The organism is Variovorax xiamenensis (assembly GCF_050916385.1).
Taxonomy (GTDB): Bacteria; Pseudomonadota; Gammaproteobacteria; order Burkholderiales; family Burkholderiaceae_C; genus Variovorax.
Genome location: NZ_CP139038.1, coordinates 6,062,395 through 6,077,576 on the forward strand (window position 1 = coordinate 6,062,395; position 15,182 = coordinate 6,077,576).

The following is a 15,182-nucleotide window of genomic DNA, read 5'->3' on the forward strand; positions in this document are numbered from 1 at the left end:
TCGGTGCGTCGACGGCCGCCAAACCCTCTCGTACGAACAGGATCCGACACCCCTCGATCGCGGGACAATACCCGCGAGTTTCACGCAACGGCGGATTGTAGCGGGTAGATACCTGCGCCCGAGTGCCCTGTGGGACGCCTACGGGTCACTACTAGTAGGCAAGAAACGGCTCGTACGACAGGCGTTTTTGCCGCATCGCCGACGGTCGATCAGGCGCCCGGCCGCCCCCGTTGCAGCATCGACCGCATCTCGCGCAGCGACACCGCGCTTTCGGCCGAGAGCGACACGCGCGGCACCGGCTTGAACGCGTGGCCGTACACGACTTCGAAGGTCAGCGCGATGCGGCCGTCGCCGCCTTCGGCCGGCGCGAGTTCGGGCAGCGCCTTCTTCAGCTCCTGCAGCCAGCCCTTGCCGCGCAATGCCGGAAAGCGCGCCGGATGCAGGTTGCGGCCCAGCGTGCGCAGCTCGGCGAGCGCGGCCTCGGGCGTGGCCCAGGTCAGCACGATGCGCTCCATGTCCATCACCGGTTCGGCGAAGCCGGCATGCACCAGCATGTCGCCCCAGTCGTGCATGTCGGTGTACTCGTGGCCCGCGGCGGGCCAGCCGAGGCGGGCATGCAGCGCGCGCAGTTCGCGCACGGTGTCGGGGCCGAGGCAGGAGAACATGAGGAAGCCGTCGGTCGCCACCAGCTTGTGCCAGTGCGCGATCAGCGCCTCGGGGTCGGCCGCCATGTGCAGCGACATGTTGGCCCAGAGCAGGTCGACGCCGTCCTCGGGCGGCGCCTCGAAGCGTGCCTTGCCTGCCTGCCAGCGTCGCGCGCTCCACCAGGGCGCGGCCAGCGCCTGGCCGGTGGCCGCGGCGAGCGAGGGCTCGGGTTCGATCACGTAGGAGGCCGCGTCCTTGTAGCGGCGGGCGACGAGCTCATGGGCCTCGAGGCCGCCGCGCAGCGGCGCCCAGTCGGCCCAACTGCGGGGCTGGGCCTTGATCCATTGCAGCCGGTCTTCCATGCGGCGGCCGATTTCCTCGTGCAGCCAGGGCGATGCGCCGTCTGCGGGCGCGAGCCGGCGCCAGCGGGCGGCCGCCGCGGCATCGATGGTCGGCGGTCGTCTTGTGGGGTCGGTGGCCATGGGGCCGTGAGTATATTGAGGCGATGCTCAGCCACCGGGCCATGTGGCCTTTCCCGCTTTCGAGGCCAGCCGGCTTCTTCACTTCGCTGCTCGCGCGGCTGCCCAGCCAGTGCGCGGTCTGCCGCGCCTGGCCCTCGCGCCCGGTGTGCGACGCCTGCGTGGCCCGCTTCGCCCCGCCCACGGCACGCTGCGGCGGCTGCGCCCTGCCCGTGCCCGACGGCGTGAGCCGCTGCGGCGAGTGCGTGAAGAACCCGCCGCCGCTCGATGCCTGCCTCGCGGCCTGCACCTACGCATGGCCCTGGCCCGACGCCATCGCGTCCTTCAAGTTCCGTGGCGAGGCCGGCTGGGCCGGGCCCTTCGCCACGCTGCTGCGCAGCGCGCCCTGGGTGGAGCCTGCGCTGGAGGCCTGCGACATCGTGCTGCCGATGCCGCTGGCGCCCAGCCGTCTGCGCGAGCGCGGCTTCAACCAGGCGCACGAGCTGGCACGGCGCCTCGCGCCGACCAAGACCGACGTCGCTCTGCTCCTGCGCACCCGCGAGACGCCCGCCCAGAGCGGCCTGTCGCGCGCCGACCGGCTGCGCAACCTGCGCGGCGCCTTCGCGGTGGAGCCGCTTCGCGCCGACAGGCTGCGCGGCCGGCGCGTCGTGCTGGTCGACGACGTGATGACCAGCGGCGCCTCGCTTTTCGCTGCGGCCGAAACATTGCGGCAGGCCGGCGCCGTCCACGTCACTGCCATCGTGCTGGCCCGGACCGATCCGCCGCGCTGAGCCCGCGCGCCGGCCCGCCGACAATCGCCGCATGTTCAATATCGTTCTCGTCCACCCTGAAATCCCGCCGAACACCGGCAACGTGATCCGCCTCGCGGCCAATACCGGCTGCAAGCTGCACCTTGTCGAGCCGCTGGGCTTTTCGATGGACGACCGCCTGCTGCGCCGCGCCGGCCTCGACTATCACGAGTACGCCGAAGTGAAGCGCCACGCTGACTGGCAGGCCCTGCTCGCGTCAGAGCAGCCGGCCATCGACCGCATGTTTGCGCTCACCACGCGCGGCTCGCGCCCCGTGCACGACGTGCGCTTCCAGCCCGGCGACTGGCTGGTGTTCGGCTCGGAAACCAGCGGCCTGCCGCCCGCCCTGCGCGACGGCTTTGCCGAGCCGCAGCGCCTGCGGCTGCCGATGCGCGAAGGCCAGCGCAGCCTGAATCTCTCGAACGCGGTGGCGGTGACGGTGTTCGAGGCCTGGCGGCAGAACGGATTCAACTGAGGCGTCCGCCCCTTCGGGCAACAGGGACGCACACATCCGATCGGCGGGACGCGCCGTATGGAAGACATGCCGGCCGTCAACCGGTCCGGCATCCGCTCCATCCATCAACCTGTCCCAAGGAGTCCCGCCATGAACGCCAAGCCGATTGCCTTCGCCGCCTTCGCCACGCTCGCCCTTGCCAGCGGTGCGCAGGCTTTCCAGGGAGAACAGAACCCGCTGCCGCCCGCGCCGTTCCAGTCGACGCTGTCGCGCGCGCAGGTCCAGGCCGAGGCACGCCAGCCGCTGCAGATAAGCAATGGCGGCACCGGCGTGCAGCAGGCCAGGAGTGGAAACATCGACCGCGACGCGGTGCGCGCCAGCGCGCGGAGCATCACCCGCCAGGGCGCAGCCACCTACGGCGAAGTGACCGACCGCAGGATGTAAGAAGAAAGAAAAAAGGAAAGAGAGGCTGCCGCCGCCGCTTCAGCGGTAGCGCCGCACCACCGACTCGGCCACGCAGGCCGGCTTGGCGGCGCCCTCGAGCTCGATGGTGGTTTCCCAGGTCATCTGGAAACCATCATTGGCGATGGCCTCCGACGTCAGCAGCTTCATGCGCGCCCGCAGGCGCTTGCCCACCGGCACCGGCGACATGAAGCGCACCTTGTTCAGGCCGTAGTTCACGCCCATGCGCGACTCGACCACGTCGAGCGCCGTCTCGTAGAAGCGCGGCAGCAGCGACAGCGTGAGAAAACCGTGCGCAATCGGCCCGCCGAAGGGGCCGGCCTTGGCCCGCTCGATGTCGACATGGATCCACTGGTGGTCGCCCGTCGCCTCGGCGAACTGGTTGACCTGCTCCTGCGTGATCGTGATCCAGTCGCTCACGGCGACTTCCTGGCCGACGCAGGCGGCGAGATCCTGAAGGGTCTGGAATGTCTTTTTGGTCATGCGGGGCATTCTGGCGTCTGGGGCCGCCGCGCGGCTGTCGGCCTTGCGACAACCGGGCTCAGGGAAAACCGGGATCGGCTCAGGCGTCGAGCCATTCGCAGATCGGCTGCCACTGCTCCAGGTCGCGCTGCACGCGGCCGGGCGCGATGTCGAACAGCGTGAGCCCGCGCGCGGCGAGCTGCACGTAGTTCTGCGTGTCGCGCAGTTCGCCGATCACCGGCACGCCGAGCCCGGCGATGAACTCGTGGAGCCGGTCGGCCGCCAGCGTGCGGGCGTTCACCCGCATGCCGACGAGGCCGATCGACGTCTTCTCGGCGCGGCGGTTCTCCAGCAGCCGGTCGAGGAAATCGCGCGTCGCGTAGATGTCGAAGATGCTGGGCTGCAGCGGCACGATCACCCGGTCGGCCAGCGCCAGAACTTCCTTGAAGCGCCAGCCGTGCAGGCCGGCGGGCGTGTCGAGCACCGCGTGCGTGGTGCCGCGCGGCGGGCGCACCACGGTGCTTTCGCCGGTGGCTTCCCAGGTGGAGATGGGCCGGGCCATCGGCGGGCGCAGGCCCAGCCAGAGACGGGAGGACTGCTGGCGATCCACGTCGCCCAGCATCACCGCGTGGCCCCGGCTTGCGAAATAGCCCGCGACGTTCGTCGCGATCGTCGATTTGCCCACGCCTCCCTTGGGATTGGCGACCAGAACCACCGGCATAAAAGCACTCCTCCAGAACGGCAACAGCGCAAATGGTAGTCGCTGGGCGTTTTTGCCCGGCGAAATGCCTGCCAGCGTGCTCTTGCGATATGTTCGCGGGATGACGACAACAACACCCATGGGAAACCCCGCCGACAGCGCCCCAAGCGGCTCCGGCGGCATCTACGTGCTCGCCGCGCACCCCCACTGGCGCGACTCGCGCGTCAACCGACGGATGCTCGCCGCCGCGCGCGGCGTGCCGGGAATCGACGTCAACGACCTCTACGGCAGCTACCCCGACTTCGCCATCGACGTCGAGGCCGAGCAGGCCCGGCTCGCCAGGGCCAGCCTCGTGGTGCTGGTGCACCCGATCCAGTGGTATTCGATGCCCGCGCTGCAGAAGCTCTGGCTCGACGACGTCCTCGCCTACGGATGGGCCTATGGCCCCGGCGGCACGGCGCTGCAGGGCAAGGACCTGTGGCTGGTCGCCACTACGGGCAGCCCCGAGGCGAGCTACCACCCGCAGAACTACCACCGCTATTTCTTCGACGCCTTCCTGCCGCCCTACGAACAGACCGCCGCGCTGTGCGGCATGCGCTTCCTGCCGCCGATGATCTTCTACGGCGCGCGCAGCGCCAGCGAGGCGGCGGTGAAGGCCCACGTCGAGACCTTCGCGCAACGGCTGGGCAGCTACCCCGACTGGCCGGAGATCGAGGAGATCGACGCCTGCGTGGCCTGCCCCGTGCCCGAGAGCGACCGGCCGGCCGACAACGACGAAGTCGGCAAGGTGGTTTCCAACGCGTTCCGCGCGGCGATGGCCCACGGCCTGGCCACGACCAATGCCGCGGACAGCAGCGAAAAGGCGGCCTGAGCATGGAACACGCACCCGCCTGGCTGACCAACAGCCTGATCTACCTGAGCGCCGCCGTGCTGGTGGTGCCGCTGTCGAAGGCCCTGGGCCTCGGTTCCATCATCGGCTACCTCGTGGCCGGCATCGCCATCGGGCCCTGGGGACTGGGGCTGGTCTCCAGCGTCGAGGACGTTCTGCACTTCGCCGAGTTCGGCGTGGTGCTGATGCTGTTCCTGGTGGGCCTCGAGCTCGAGCCCAAGCGCCTGTGGAACCTGCGCCGCCCCATCTTCGGCTGGGGCACGGCGCAGGTGCTGAGCTGCGCCGCTGTGCTGTTCGCCGTGGGCTGGGCGGTGGGCGCCGAATGGCGCGTGGCGCTGGTCGCCGCGCTGGGCTTGGCGCTGTCGTCCACCGCCATCGCGCTGCAGGTGTTCGGCGAACGCAACCTGCTGAAGACGCCCAGCGGCCAGGCCGGCTTCTCGATCCTGCTGTTCCAGGACGTGGCGGCCATCCCGATCCTCGCGCTGCTGCCGCTGCTGGCCGGCGCCACCGCGGCCGAACAGTCGATCACCGGGCTGGAGCGCGCGCTGGAGGCCGCCAAGATCATCGGCGTGATCGGCGGCATCATCCTCGGCGGCCGGTTGCTGCTGCGCCCCATCTTGCGCTGGATCGCGCGCAGCGACACGCCCGAGATCTTCACCGCCGCCGCCTTGCTGCTGGTGGTGGCCATCGCGGCGCTGATGCAGCTGGTGGGCCTGTCGATGGCGCTGGGCGCCTTCCTCGCCGGCGTGCTGCTGGCGGAAAGCGAATACCGGCGCGAGCTCGAGACCGACATCGAGCCCTTCAAGGGCCTGCTGCTGGGCCTGTTCTTCATCGCGGTGGGCATGTCGATCAACTTCGGCGTGCTGGTCGCGAACCCGTGGATCATGGCGATGCTGGTGGTCGGCTTCGTGGCCATCAAGCTGGTGGTGATCTACGCGCTGGCCAAGGCCATGGGCATCGCCTACCAGGAGCGGCCAGTGTTCACGCTGCTGCTCGCGCAGGGTGGCGAATTCGCCTTCGTGGTGTTCCAGGCGGCGGGCCCCGACGTGCTGCCGCCGCAGGTCACCTCGCTGCTGATCGGCGCGGTGGCGCTGTCGATGCTGCTGTCGCCGCTGCTGCTGGTGCTGCTCGACAGGTTCGTGCTGCCGCGCTACAGCCGCAACACCGGCCCGCAGCTCGAGGAGATCTCGGAGCAGCAGGACGCCAAGGTGCTGATCTGCGGCTTCGGCCGCTACGGCCAGATCGTCGGTCGCATGCTGATGTCGCAGGGCCTGCGCGTGACGGTGCTCGACCACGACGCCGACACCGTCGAAGGCCTGCGGCAGTTCGGCTTTCGCGTGTTCTACGGCGACGCGACGCGGCTCGACCTGCTGCGCACCGCGGGCGCGGGCACGGCCAAGGTGATCGTGGTGGCGGTAGACGACATCGAGCAGTCGCTGGAAATCGTCGACCTCGTGAAGGAGAACTTTCCGCAGGCCCGCATCATCGCCAGGGCACGCAACGTGACGCACCTCTTCCAGCTGCGCGACCGCGGCGTGACGGAGGTGGAGCGCGAGGTGTTCGAGTCGTCGCTGCGCAGCGCGCGCTCCACGCTGGAGGCGCTCGGCTGGCCGGCGCACGAGGCGCGCGAATCGGCCATGCGCTTCCGCCGCCGGAATATCGAGCTCAGCAACGAGATCTACCCGCACTACAAGGACCGCGCCAAGCTCATCGCCGCCAACAAGGCAGGCCGCCAGCAGTTCGAGGAGCAGATGGCGCGCGAGCGCGAGGAGCGCCGCCGCCGGCTGGGCCGCGACTGGGGCGGGCTGGAAGAAGAAGCGGAAGCGCCGGTGCCCGAGCCGGAATCGCAGTCCGTGCCCTGAGCGCGTGCCGCTCGGCCGGCAGCCATCCCGGCCCGAGCGGCTAGAGCGGCACCGTCAGGTAGACGCCTTCGCGCCCCACCAGCGGCGCGCGCGTGGGCATGAAGATCGTGCAGTCGTCGCAGGGCGAGCGGATCTCCTGCCCCGCGTCGGTCGCGATCAGCTCGCCCTTGCGGAAGACCTCGAAGCCCAGCACCGGCCGCGCGAAGGCGAAGCTCTCGGTCTTCACCATGTGCACTTCGAGCAGGCGGAAGCGGCGCGCGGGAGCCTTCGCCGCCGCAGCCGGCAACGCATCGATCAGCCCCAGGTGCGCGAGGAAGCGCAGGGTCACGTCGGTGGCCAGGTCCGCCGCCGAATGGCTGAAATGCTGGCCGCATTCCACGACCACCGCGCCGCCGTCGACGCCCTCTTCGCCATGGCGTCCGTACGCCGTCACACCCGTGCCGGGGGCGCCGCCCACCGGCATCACCAGGTGCACCAGCGGATTGCCGACGGCCAGCGCCAGCCCGGCGTTGCGCCCGAACTCCGGGTACACCCAGAAGGGCTGCACGGGCGCGCGCGTGGAATGGATGTCGAGCACGTAGTCGGCCGCGTCCAGCACCGGTCGCAGCTCGCGCGCGCGGCGCAGCTCGGGGCTGTCTTCGCTGCCGTCGAGCATGGCCTTCGACCAGATGCGGTTGAGGTTGTGCACCAGCTGGCGGTTCTCGTAGGGCCGCTCGATGTCGAAGGCGTTGTAGGCCTCCACGTTCGCGAAGCTCACGGTGAGCGTGCCGGTCTTCGGGCGCACGCCGGTGTCCAGCAGGTGCGTGGCGGCGACCATGCCGCAGATTTCGTTGCCGTGGGTCAGCGCGTTGACCAGCACGTGCGGCCCCGGCCGGCCCGACTCGAAGCGGTGCACGTAGTCGATGCCGGTGTTGCCCTGCCGGTACGCGGAGATGTCGCGCGGCAGCACCTCCAGCGGCGCGGTGTCGGGTGCGAACGATGACTCGGTCATGCCGGCGCTCATTGGCCGCTCACTCGCCACGGATGCCGGCGCGCTTGACCAGGTCGCCGTAGACCGCGAGCCGCTCCGACATCATGGCGGTGAACTGCGCGGGCGACTGCGCCTCGGGCGGCAGCGAGCCGCGCGACTGCAGCGCCTCGACCATCGAGGGCTGGTCGGCCACCGAGCGCACCGCCTTGTGCAGCGCCTCGACGATCTCCGGCGGCGTCTTCGCGGGCGCGGCCAGGCCGATCCACGAGGTGGTGTTCAGCACCGGATAGCCCAGCTCCGCGAAGGTCGGGATGTCGGGCAGCGCCGCGACGCGGGTGGGCGCGGCCACGGCCAGCGCGCGCAGCTTGCCGGACTGGATCAGCGGCAGGAAGGGTGCGAGGTTGTCCAGGCCGAACTGCACTTCGTTCGAGATCAGCGCGGTGACCAGCGGGCCGCCGCCGCGGTACGGCACGTGCGTGGCGTTGAGCTGCAGCTGCGACTTCATCAGCTCCACGTTGAGCTGGCCCATGCTGCCCGGCCCCGCGCTGCAGAAGTTGAGCTCGCCGGGGCGCGACTTCACCAGCGCGACGAACTCTTTGAAGTTCTTCGCGGGCACCGCCGGGTTGACCAGCAGCACGTTGATCGAGCGCGCAAGCTGGCTGATCGAAGCGAAGTCCTTGATCGGGTCGTAGCCCGGGTTGGGCTGGGTGAGCGGGTTGGCCAGGTGCGAGCTCTGCGAGGAAGCAACCAGCGTGTAGCCGTCGGGCTTGGCGCGCGCCACCTGCGCGCTGGCGATGGAGCCGCCGGCGCCGGCGCGGTTGTCGATGACCACCGGCGTACCCAGCGCCTTGGCGAGCGGGTCGGCGTACAGCCGCGCGATCAGGTCCACGGAGCCGCCCGCGGGGAACGGCACCACCAGCGTGACCGGCCGCGAGGGCCAGGCCTGCGCCTTGGCGGCCAGCGGCAGCATCGAGGCGAGGCCGGCGGCGAGTAGCTCGCGGCGGCGCAGCGCCGCGGCGGTGAAGATGGGTTCCATGGGGCGTCCTGTCGTGCAATAAAAAGTGCGCGCATTGTTGCAAGACGATTTCAATTTTGCAATGACTATTGCAAAATCAGGCCCAACACGACTCCACGTGCAGAATGCGCGCGACCATGAACCTGAACCAACGCATCTCGGGCTACGGCAGGAAGCTCACCAGGAGCGAGCAGCGCCTGATCGACGAGCTGCAGACGCGCTACCCCCAGGGCCTGCTCGAATCTGCAACGAGCCTTGCAAAGAAGGTGGGCACCAGCGCCTCCACCGTGGTGCGGCTGCTGGCGAAGCTGGGCTATCCCAGCTATGCCGAGGCGCAGATCGAGGCCCGGTCGGAGGTGACCGCGCGGCTGTCGTCGCCGGCAACGCGCGCGGACGCCGTCATCGCCGACGACGCCTCGGTGCGCAGCTGCCTGGCCAACGCGCTGCTGCACGACCAGCACAACCTGGCCTCGACCTTCGCGGCGCTCGACGTCGCCGCCTTCGAGGGCGCGGTGCGGCTGCTCACGCAGCGCAAGGCGCGGGTGCACGTGACCGGCCAGCGGCACGCCGCCGCGCTGGCCGGCCACCTTTCGCTGCATCTGAACATGTGCCTGCCCGACGTGCGCCCCATGAGCGGCGGCGGCCCGCTGCTCATGGAAGACCAGCTGCTGTGGATCGGCGAAAACGACGTGCTGCTGGCCCTCACCTTCAGGCGCCACGCCCTCGCCACCGCTCGGGCGGCCAAGTACTTCAAGGAGAAGGGTGCGAAGGTCATCGTCATCACCGACGGCCCCTCGGTGGCCGCGGCGGCATCGGCCGACCACGTGATGCTGGCTCGCACGTCGAGCGCGTCGCCCTTCGATTCGTACACGGCGGCGTTCTCGCTGTGCAACGCGCTGGTCACCGCCGTCGTGCAGCGCCGCAGGAAGGAACTGGGCGCTGCGCTCGAACGCGGCGACGCCCTGTGGGAGCAGCACTGGAACGACGCGGCCGCGCAGGCCGGGCGTTCGCGCAGGAAGCCGTCGTCAGCCGCCTGAGGCCGCGTCCAGCTTCAGCAGCCGCATCGCGTTGCCCTTGAGGATGCCGGGCATCACCTCGGGCTTGAAGCCGGCGTTCTCGAAGTCGCGCATCCAGCGGTCGGGCGTGATCAGCGGGTAGTCGCTGCCGAAGAGCACGCGGTCCTTCAGCAGCGTGTTGGCGTATTGCACGAGCTGCTTCGGGAAGTACTTGGGGCTCCAGCCCGACAGGTCGATCCACACGTTGGGCTTGTGCGTGGCCACGCTGAGCGCCTCGTCCTGCCAGGGGAAGCTGGGGTGCGCCATCACGATCTGCATGTCGGGGAAGTCGATGGCCACGTCGTCCAGGTGCATCGGGTTGCTGTATTCCAGCCGCAGCCCGCCGCCGCAGCGCATGCCCGAGCCGATGCCGCTGTGGCCGGTGTGGAAGATGGCCGGCAGGCCGTATTCGGCGATCACCTCGTAGATGGGCCAGGCCATGCGGTCGTAGGGGTGGTAGCCCTGCACCGTGGGGTGGAACTTGAAGCCCTTCACGCCGTGCTCCTCGATGAGCCGGCGCGCCTCGCGCGCGCCCATCTTTCCCTTGTGCGGATCGACGCTGCCGAAGGCGATCATGACGTCGCTGTTGTTCTTCGCGGCCTCGGCGATCTCCTCGTTCGGGATGCGGCGGCGGCCCATGTTCGATTCGGCGTCGACCATGAACATCACCAGCCCGATCTTCCGTTCACGGTAGTACGCCACGCTCTCGGCGATGGTGGGCCTGCCGCTGGAGCCGAAGTACTTGTCGGCGGCGCGGTCGTATTCCTCGCCGTAGTTGTCGAACGGGTTCCAGCAGCTCACTTCTGCGTGGGTGTGGATGTCGATGGCGATCAGGTTCTGGTGGTCCATGCTTGTCTCCGGTACGGGTAAGTCCCTAGGCCCTGGGGGCTCCAAATTCCTTGAATTGATTATTTCCCATAACCATAATTCGACGCAACCCCGGACTCATCATGACCAATCCAGACCTCCAACTCGACATCCGCGACGAAGTCGCCATCGTCCGCCTGACGCGCGGTTCCAAGCGCAACGCGCTGTCCGACGGACTGATCCTCGCGCTGCGCGACACCTTCGAGAAGCTCCCCTCCAGCGTGCGCGCGGCGGTGATCGACGGCGAGGGCCCGCACTTCTGCGCCGGCCTCGACCTGAGCGAGCTGAAGGAGCGCGACGCGGGCCAGGGCATGCAGCACTCGCGCCTGTGGCACGCCGCGCTCGACCTGATCCAGCACGGCCCGGTGCCGGTGATCGCGGCGCTGCACGGCGCGGTGGTGGGTGGCGGGCTCGAGCTGGCCAGCGCCTGCCACATCCGCGTGGCCGACCGCTCCACCTTCTATGCGCTGCCCGAGGGCTCGCGCGGCATCTTCGTGGGCGGCGGCGGCTCGGTGCGCATTCCCAAGCTGATCGGCGTGGCCCGCATGACCGACATGATGATGACCGGCCGCGTCTACAACGCCGAGGACGGCGAGCGCGCCAACTTCGCGCAGTACCTCGTCGACGAGGGCCAGGCCTTCGACAAGGCCTTCGAGCTCGCGAAGCGCGTGGCCACCAACGCGCCGCTCACCAACTACGCGCTGATGCACGCGCTGCCGCGCATCGCAGAGCAGTCGGCCGACCACGGCTTCTTCACCGAGGCGCTGATCTCCGGCATCACACAGGCCGCGCCCGAGGCCAAGCAGCGCGTGCGCGACTTCCTCGAAGGGCGCGGCGCGAAAGTGAGCAAGGGATGAGCGCCGTCCGATACCGCCCGCTGGTCTTCGGCGTCACCCGCGCGGTTTTGCGCGATGGCGCTCCAGGCACGCAGTACCTGAGCGCCGAGACGCCGCTCGAGCCCTACCGCGAGCGCATGACCGACCGCCTCGCCCACTGGGCCGAGCGCACGCCCGAGCGCACCTTCATCGCCCGCCGCGAACGGCTGGCCGATGGCAGCACCGGCGACTGGCTGCGCGTGAGCTACGCGCAGGCGCTGGAGGAGGCACGCGGTATCGGACAAGCCCTGCTGGAGCGCGGCCTGAGCGCCGACCGCCCTGTCGCCATCCTCAGCGAGAACGGCATCGAGCACGCGCTGATGGCGCTGGGCTGCCTCTACGCCGGCGTGCCCTACTGCCCCGTGTCGCCGCCCTACTCGCTGGTGAGCCAGGACTTCGAGAAGCTGCGCCACGTCTTCGACACGCTGACGCCCGGCCTCGTGTTCGCGAGCGACGCCGCGCGCTTCGCCAAGGCCATCGCCGCCGTCGTGCCCGCCGGCACCGAGGTCGTGCTGGCCGAGGGCAGCCTCGAAGGCCGGCCCGTCACCGCGTTCAGCGCACTCGCCGCCACGCCGGCCACGCCCGCCATCGACGCGGCGATGCGTGCCACCGGCCCCGACACCATCACCAAGTTCCTCTTCACCTCGGGCTCGACCAAGATGCCCAAGGCCGTGATCAACACACACCGCATGTGGTGCGCCAACCAGCAGCAGCTGCGCCAGTCGATCCCTGCGCTGGGCGACGAGCCGCCGGTGCTGGTCGACTGGCTGCCGTGGAACCACACCTTCGGCGGCAACCACAACGTGGGCATCGTGCTGGACAACGGCGGCACGCTCTACATCGACGACGGCAAGCCCACGCCCGCCGGCATGGCCGAGACGCTGCGCAACCTGCGCGAGATCGCGCCCACCGTCTACTTCAACGTGCCCACCGGCTTCGAGGCCATCGCGCAGGCGATGGAGAGCGACGCGGTGCTGCGCGGAAACCTGCTGTCGCGCGTGAAGATGTTCTTCTACTCGGGCGCCGCGCTCTCGCAGCCCGTGTGGGACAGCCTGCACCGCACGCAGGAGGCCGAGGTGGGCGAGCGCATCGTCATGGGCACCGGCCTGGGAATGACCGAATCGGGCCCCTTCGCGCTCTACGTGACCGGCCCCGACGTGAAGTCGGGCGACGTGGGCCTGCCCGCCGCCGGCATCGAGCTCAAGCTGATCGAGGTCGACGGCAAGACCGAGGTGCGCTATCGCGGTCCCAACATCACGCCCGGCTACTGGCGCGCGCCCGAGGCGACGGCCGAGGCCTTCGACGAGGAAGGCTTCTTCTCCACCGGCGACGCCGTGACGTGGATAGCCGAAGACAACATCCATCGCGGCCTGCGCTTCGACGGCCGCATCGCCGAAGACTTCAAGCTCGCCACCGGCACCTTCGTGAGCGTGGGCCCGATGCGCGCGAAGATCATCGCGGCCGGCGCGCCTTACGTGCAGGACGCGGTGCTGACCGGCATCAACCTGAAGGAAGTCGGCGCGCTGATCTTCCCGACGCAGAAGGTGCGGCAGCTCGCCGGCCTGAGCGCCGACGCATCCATGCGCGAGGTGCTCGAGAGCGCCCCCGTGCAGGCGCACTTCCAGCAGGTCGTCGACACGCTGGCCGCCGGAGCCACCGGCAGCGCCAACCGCATCGCGCGGCTGCACCTGATGGCCGAGCCGCCATCCATCGACAAGGGCGAGGTCACCGACAAGGGCTCCATCAACCAGCGCGCCGTGCTCAAGCACCGCGCCACGCTGGCCGATGCGATGCACGACGGCAGCCTGCCCTTCACCCTCAAGCCCCGCTAGACATTCCAGGAGACGACACACCATGAAGATCGAAGGACAAGCCGCGCTGGTCACCGGCGGCGCATCGGGCCTGGGCGAAGCCACCGCGCGCGAGCTCGCGCGGCTGGGCGCCAAGGTCGCCGTGCTCGACCGCAACGCCGAACTCGCCGCGAAGGTGGCGGCCGACATCGGCGGCATCGCATGCGCCTGCGACATCACCGACACCGACAGCGTGGTCGCCGCGCTCGACAAGGCCGAGGCCGCGCACGGCCCCGCGCGCATCCTGATGAACGTGGCCGGCATCGGCAGCGCCAAGCGCATCGTCGGCAAGGACGGCAGCCCCGCGCCGCTCGAAGACTTCGTGCGCGTGGTCAACATCAACCTGATCGGCGGCTACAACATGGCGCGCCTGTTCGCCGCGCGCTGCGCGAAGCTGCCGGCACTCGACAACGGCGAGAAGGGCGTGATGCTCTTCACCGCCTCGGTCGCCGCCTTCGACGGCCAGGTGGGCCAGCAGGCCTACAGCGCATCGAAGGGCGGGCTGGTCGGCATGACGCTGCCGATGGCGCGCGACCTCGCGCAGCACGCCATCCGCGTGTGCACGGTGGCGCCGGGCATCTTCGCCACGCCGCTGCTGCTGGAGCTGCCCGAGCCGGTGCAGCAGTCGCTGGCCGCGTCGATCCCGTTCCCGCCGCGCCTGGGCAAGCCCTCGGAGTTCGCCGAGCTGGCCTGCCACATCGTCACCAACGGCCACCTCAACGGCGAGGTGATCCGCATCGACGGCGCCCTGCGCATGGCGCCGCGCTGATTCCGCTTTCAGTCAGCCACCGCAAACCAGGAGACAAGACCATGACCAACAGACGCCAGTTCGTGACGGCGCTCGGCGGCACTGCCGCCATCGCCGCGCTGCACCCCTTCGCCGCGCTCGCCCAGGCGGTGCAGCAGGTAGTGAAGATCTACTACGGCTTCCCGGCCGGCAGCGCCGGCGACAGCGTGGCGCGCCGCGTGGCCGAGAAGCTGGGCGACACGCCCTTCACGAAGGTCAATCCGGTGGTCGAGAACAAGCCGGGCGCCGGCGGGCGCATCGCGCTCGACACGCTCAAGGCCTCGGTGGCCGACGGTTCGGTGCTGTGCCTCGCGCAAGCTTCGGCGCTGTCGATCTATCCGCACATCTACACCAAGCTGGGCTACGGCATGGCCGACTTCGCGCCGATCTCCATCGGCGCCGTGATGACGCACGCACTGACCGTCGGCCCCGCCGTGCCCGCGAGCGTGAAGACGCTGAAGGACTTCGTCGCATGGGCCAAGGCCAACCCTGGCCAGGCCAGCTACGGCTCGCCGGGCGCGGGCTCCACGCCGCACTTCCTGGGCGCGCTGCTGGGCCTCAACAGCGGCGCCGACCTGCGCCACGTGCCCTATCGCGGCTCGCTGCCGGCGATCAACGACGTCGTGGGCGGCCAGATCGCCTCGAGCATGACGCCCGCCGGCGACGCCATTCCCTTTGCCAAGGCCGGCAAGCTGCGCGTGCTCGCGATGTCGGGCTCGCAGCGCGCGGCCTACCTGCCCGACGTGCCGACCTTCACCGAGCAGGGCTTCCCCGAGATCGTGGCCGACGAATGGTTCGGCTTCTTCGCGCCGGCGAAGACGCCCACGGCCGTCATCACGGCCGCGAGCACGGCGATCCAGACCGCGCTGAAGGACAAGAGCGTGGCCGACGGCCTGCTGTCGGTGGGCCTTCTCGCCCATGGCTCCTCGCCGGAAGACATGCGCAAGTCGCTGCAGTCCGAATACGAACGCTGGGGTCCGCTGGTCAAGAAGATCGGCTTCACCGCCGAGTCCTGAACCCTG

General features: G+C 69.7%; 16 protein-coding genes. 10 read left to right on the forward strand and 6 right to left on the reverse strand.

The window, feature by feature from the left end:
* Positions 1 to 209: 209 nt before the first annotated feature.
* Entirely contained in the window at positions 210 to 1,127 is a 918-nt protein-coding gene (locus SFB74_RS27780) for a biotin synthase (RefSeq protein ID WP_432727637.1), read from the reverse strand.
* A 41-nt stretch (positions 1,128 to 1,168) separates the two neighbouring features.
* Between SFB74_RS27780 and SFB74_RS27785 the strand changes: the two genes are divergently transcribed.
* From SFB74_RS27785 to SFB74_RS27795, 3 genes are all read left to right on the forward strand, one after another.
* The gene (locus SFB74_RS27785; RefSeq protein WP_432727638.1) at positions 1,169 to 1,894 is read left to right on the forward strand and encodes a phosphoribosyltransferase family protein; all 726 of its coding nucleotides are present in this window, start codon (positions 1,169 to 1,171) and stop codon (positions 1,892 to 1,894) included.
* 31 nt (positions 1,895 to 1,925) lie between these two features.
* Positions 1,926 to 2,387 carry a tRNA (uridine(34)/cytosine(34)/5-carboxymethylaminomethyluridine(34)-2'-O)-methyltransferase TrmL gene (gene trmL, locus SFB74_RS27790; protein ID WP_432727640.1) on the forward strand — a complete coding sequence of 154 codons (462 nt, stop codon included), beginning with the start codon at positions 1,926 to 1,928 and terminating at the stop codon, positions 2,385 to 2,387.
* A 129-nt stretch (positions 2,388 to 2,516) separates the two neighbouring features.
* Positions 2,517 to 2,810 (forward strand): DUF4148 domain-containing protein, encoded by a 294-nt coding sequence (locus SFB74_RS27795; protein ID WP_432727642.1) that lies wholly within the window; start codon positions 2,517 to 2,519, stop codon positions 2,808 to 2,810.
* A gap of 39 nt (positions 2,811 to 2,849) precedes the next feature.
* On the opposite strand, the gene SFB74_RS27800 is transcribed toward SFB74_RS27795, so the two are convergent.
* Both SFB74_RS27800 and SFB74_RS27805 read right to left on the reverse strand, forming a co-directional pair.
* Positions 2,850 to 3,320: a MaoC family dehydratase gene (locus SFB74_RS27800; protein WP_093057622.1), complete on the reverse strand. Its 471-nt coding sequence runs from the start codon at positions 3,318 to 3,320 to the stop codon at positions 2,850 to 2,852.
* A gap of 70 nt (positions 3,321 to 3,390) precedes the next feature.
* Complete coding sequence (locus SFB74_RS27805) at positions 3,391 to 4,011, reverse strand: ParA family protein (protein ID WP_432727643.1); 621 nt, start codon at positions 4,009 to 4,011, stop codon at positions 3,391 to 3,393.
* A gap of 100 nt (positions 4,012 to 4,111) precedes the next feature.
* Here SFB74_RS27805 and SFB74_RS27810 point away from each other — a divergent pair, with 100 nt between their 5' ends.
* Entirely contained in the window at positions 4,112 to 4,861 is a 750-nt protein-coding gene (locus SFB74_RS27810; protein WP_432727644.1) for an NAD(P)H-dependent oxidoreductase, read from the forward strand.
* Between the two features lie 2 nt (positions 4,862 to 4,863).
* A complete protein-coding gene (gene kefC / locus SFB74_RS27815; RefSeq protein ID WP_432727646.1) occupies positions 4,864 to 6,741 on the forward strand; it encodes a glutathione-regulated potassium-efflux system protein KefC in 1,878 nt (625 codons plus the stop codon).
* 40 nt (positions 6,742 to 6,781) lie between these two features.
* Here kefC and SFB74_RS27820 read toward each other — a convergent pair whose 3' ends face one another.
* Positions 6,782 to 7,732: a succinylglutamate desuccinylase gene (locus tag SFB74_RS27820; RefSeq protein WP_432727647.1), complete on the reverse strand. Its 951-nt coding sequence runs from the start codon at positions 7,730 to 7,732 to the stop codon at positions 6,782 to 6,784.
* A gap of 19 nt (positions 7,733 to 7,751) precedes the next feature.
* On the reverse strand, positions 7,752 to 8,747 hold the full coding sequence (locus SFB74_RS27825; protein ID WP_432727648.1) for a Bug family tripartite tricarboxylate transporter substrate binding protein: 996 nt from the start codon (positions 8,745 to 8,747) through the stop codon (positions 7,752 to 7,754).
* 116 nt (positions 8,748 to 8,863) lie between these two features.
* Between SFB74_RS27825 and SFB74_RS27830 the strand changes: the two genes are divergently transcribed.
* The gene (locus SFB74_RS27830; RefSeq protein ID WP_432727649.1) at positions 8,864 to 9,763 is read left to right on the forward strand and encodes a MurR/RpiR family transcriptional regulator; all 900 of its coding nucleotides are present in this window, start codon (positions 8,864 to 8,866) and stop codon (positions 9,761 to 9,763) included.
* Here the strand turns inward: SFB74_RS27830 and SFB74_RS27835 are convergent.
* Positions 9,752 to 10,630: an amidohydrolase family protein gene (locus tag SFB74_RS27835; RefSeq protein WP_093206659.1), complete on the reverse strand. Its 879-nt coding sequence runs from the start codon at positions 10,628 to 10,630 to the stop codon at positions 9,752 to 9,754. The genes SFB74_RS27830 and SFB74_RS27835 overlap by 12 nt on opposite strands.
* A 101-nt stretch (positions 10,631 to 10,731) precedes the next feature.
* Between SFB74_RS27835 and SFB74_RS27840 the strand changes: the two genes are divergently transcribed.
* From SFB74_RS27840 to SFB74_RS27855, 4 genes are read left to right on the forward strand one after another with little or no spacing between them, the layout of a single operon-like run.
* Positions 10,732 to 11,505 (forward strand): crotonase/enoyl-CoA hydratase family protein, encoded by a 774-nt coding sequence (locus SFB74_RS27840; protein WP_432727651.1) that lies wholly within the window; start codon positions 10,732 to 10,734, stop codon positions 11,503 to 11,505.
* On the forward strand, positions 11,502 to 13,355 hold the full coding sequence (locus SFB74_RS27845; RefSeq protein ID WP_432727652.1) for a feruloyl-CoA synthase: 1,854 nt from the start codon (positions 11,502 to 11,504) through the stop codon (positions 13,353 to 13,355). The genes SFB74_RS27840 and SFB74_RS27845 overlap by 4 nt, the downstream gene beginning before the upstream one ends.
* A 22-nt stretch (positions 13,356 to 13,377) precedes the next feature.
* Positions 13,378 to 14,142 carry an SDR family NAD(P)-dependent oxidoreductase gene (locus SFB74_RS27850; protein ID WP_432727653.1) on the forward strand — a complete coding sequence of 255 codons (765 nt, stop codon included), beginning with the start codon at positions 13,378 to 13,380 and terminating at the stop codon, positions 14,140 to 14,142.
* Positions 14,143 to 14,183: 41 nt separating this feature from the next.
* The gene (locus SFB74_RS27855) at positions 14,184 to 15,176 is read left to right on the forward strand and encodes a Bug family tripartite tricarboxylate transporter substrate binding protein (RefSeq protein WP_432727654.1); all 993 of its coding nucleotides are present in this window, start codon (positions 14,184 to 14,186) and stop codon (positions 15,174 to 15,176) included.
* Positions 15,177 to 15,182 lie beyond the last annotated feature (6 nt).

What these genes read in the sequence shown, in the direction of transcription:
- SFB74_RS27805 (WP_432727643.1), bottom strand. Translation starts at nt 4,011, where the DNA reads ATGCCGGTGGTTCTGGTCGCCAATCCCAAGGGAGGCGTGGGCAAATCG.
- SFB74_RS27840 (WP_432727651.1), top strand. Translation starts at nt 10,732, where the DNA reads ATGACCAATCCAGACCTCCAACTCGACATCCGCGACGAAGTCGCCATC.
- SFB74_RS27800 (WP_093057622.1), bottom strand. Translation starts at nt 3,320, where the DNA reads ATGCCCCGCATGACCAAAAAGACATTCCAGACCCTTCAGGATCTCGCC.
- SFB74_RS27845 (WP_432727652.1), top strand. Translation starts at nt 11,502, where the DNA reads ATGAGCGCCGTCCGATACCGCCCGCTGGTCTTCGGCGTCACCCGCGCG.
- SFB74_RS27855 (WP_432727654.1), top strand. Translation starts at nt 14,184, where the DNA reads ATGACCAACAGACGCCAGTTCGTGACGGCGCTCGGCGGCACTGCCGCC.
- SFB74_RS27835 (WP_093206659.1), bottom strand. Translation starts at nt 10,630, where the DNA reads ATGGACCACCAGAACCTGATCGCCATCGACATCCACACCCACGCAGAA.
- SFB74_RS27785 (WP_432727638.1), top strand. Translation starts at nt 1,169, where the DNA reads ATGTGGCCTTTCCCGCTTTCGAGGCCAGCCGGCTTCTTCACTTCGCTG.
- kefC (WP_432727646.1), top strand. Translation starts at nt 4,864, where the DNA reads ATGGAACACGCACCCGCCTGGCTGACCAACAGCCTGATCTACCTGAGC.
- SFB74_RS27795 (WP_432727642.1), top strand. Translation starts at nt 2,517, where the DNA reads ATGAACGCCAAGCCGATTGCCTTCGCCGCCTTCGCCACGCTCGCCCTT.
- SFB74_RS27830 (WP_432727649.1), top strand. Translation starts at nt 8,864, where the DNA reads ATGAACCTGAACCAACGCATCTCGGGCTACGGCAGGAAGCTCACCAGG.
- trmL (WP_432727640.1), top strand. Translation starts at nt 1,926, where the DNA reads ATGTTCAATATCGTTCTCGTCCACCCTGAAATCCCGCCGAACACCGGC.
- SFB74_RS27825 (WP_432727648.1), bottom strand. Translation starts at nt 8,747, where the DNA reads ATGGAACCCATCTTCACCGCCGCGGCGCTGCGCCGCCGCGAGCTACTC.
- SFB74_RS27820 (WP_432727647.1), bottom strand. Translation starts at nt 7,732, where the DNA reads ATGACCGAGTCATCGTTCGCACCCGACACCGCGCCGCTGGAGGTGCTG.
- SFB74_RS27780 (WP_432727637.1), bottom strand. Translation starts at nt 1,127, where the DNA reads ATGGCCACCGACCCCACAAGACGACCGCCGACCATCGATGCCGCGGCG.
- SFB74_RS27850 (WP_432727653.1), top strand. Translation starts at nt 13,378, where the DNA reads ATGAAGATCGAAGGACAAGCCGCGCTGGTCACCGGCGGCGCATCGGGC.
- SFB74_RS27810 (WP_432727644.1), top strand. Translation starts at nt 4,112, where the DNA reads ATGACGACAACAACACCCATGGGAAACCCCGCCGACAGCGCCCCAAGC.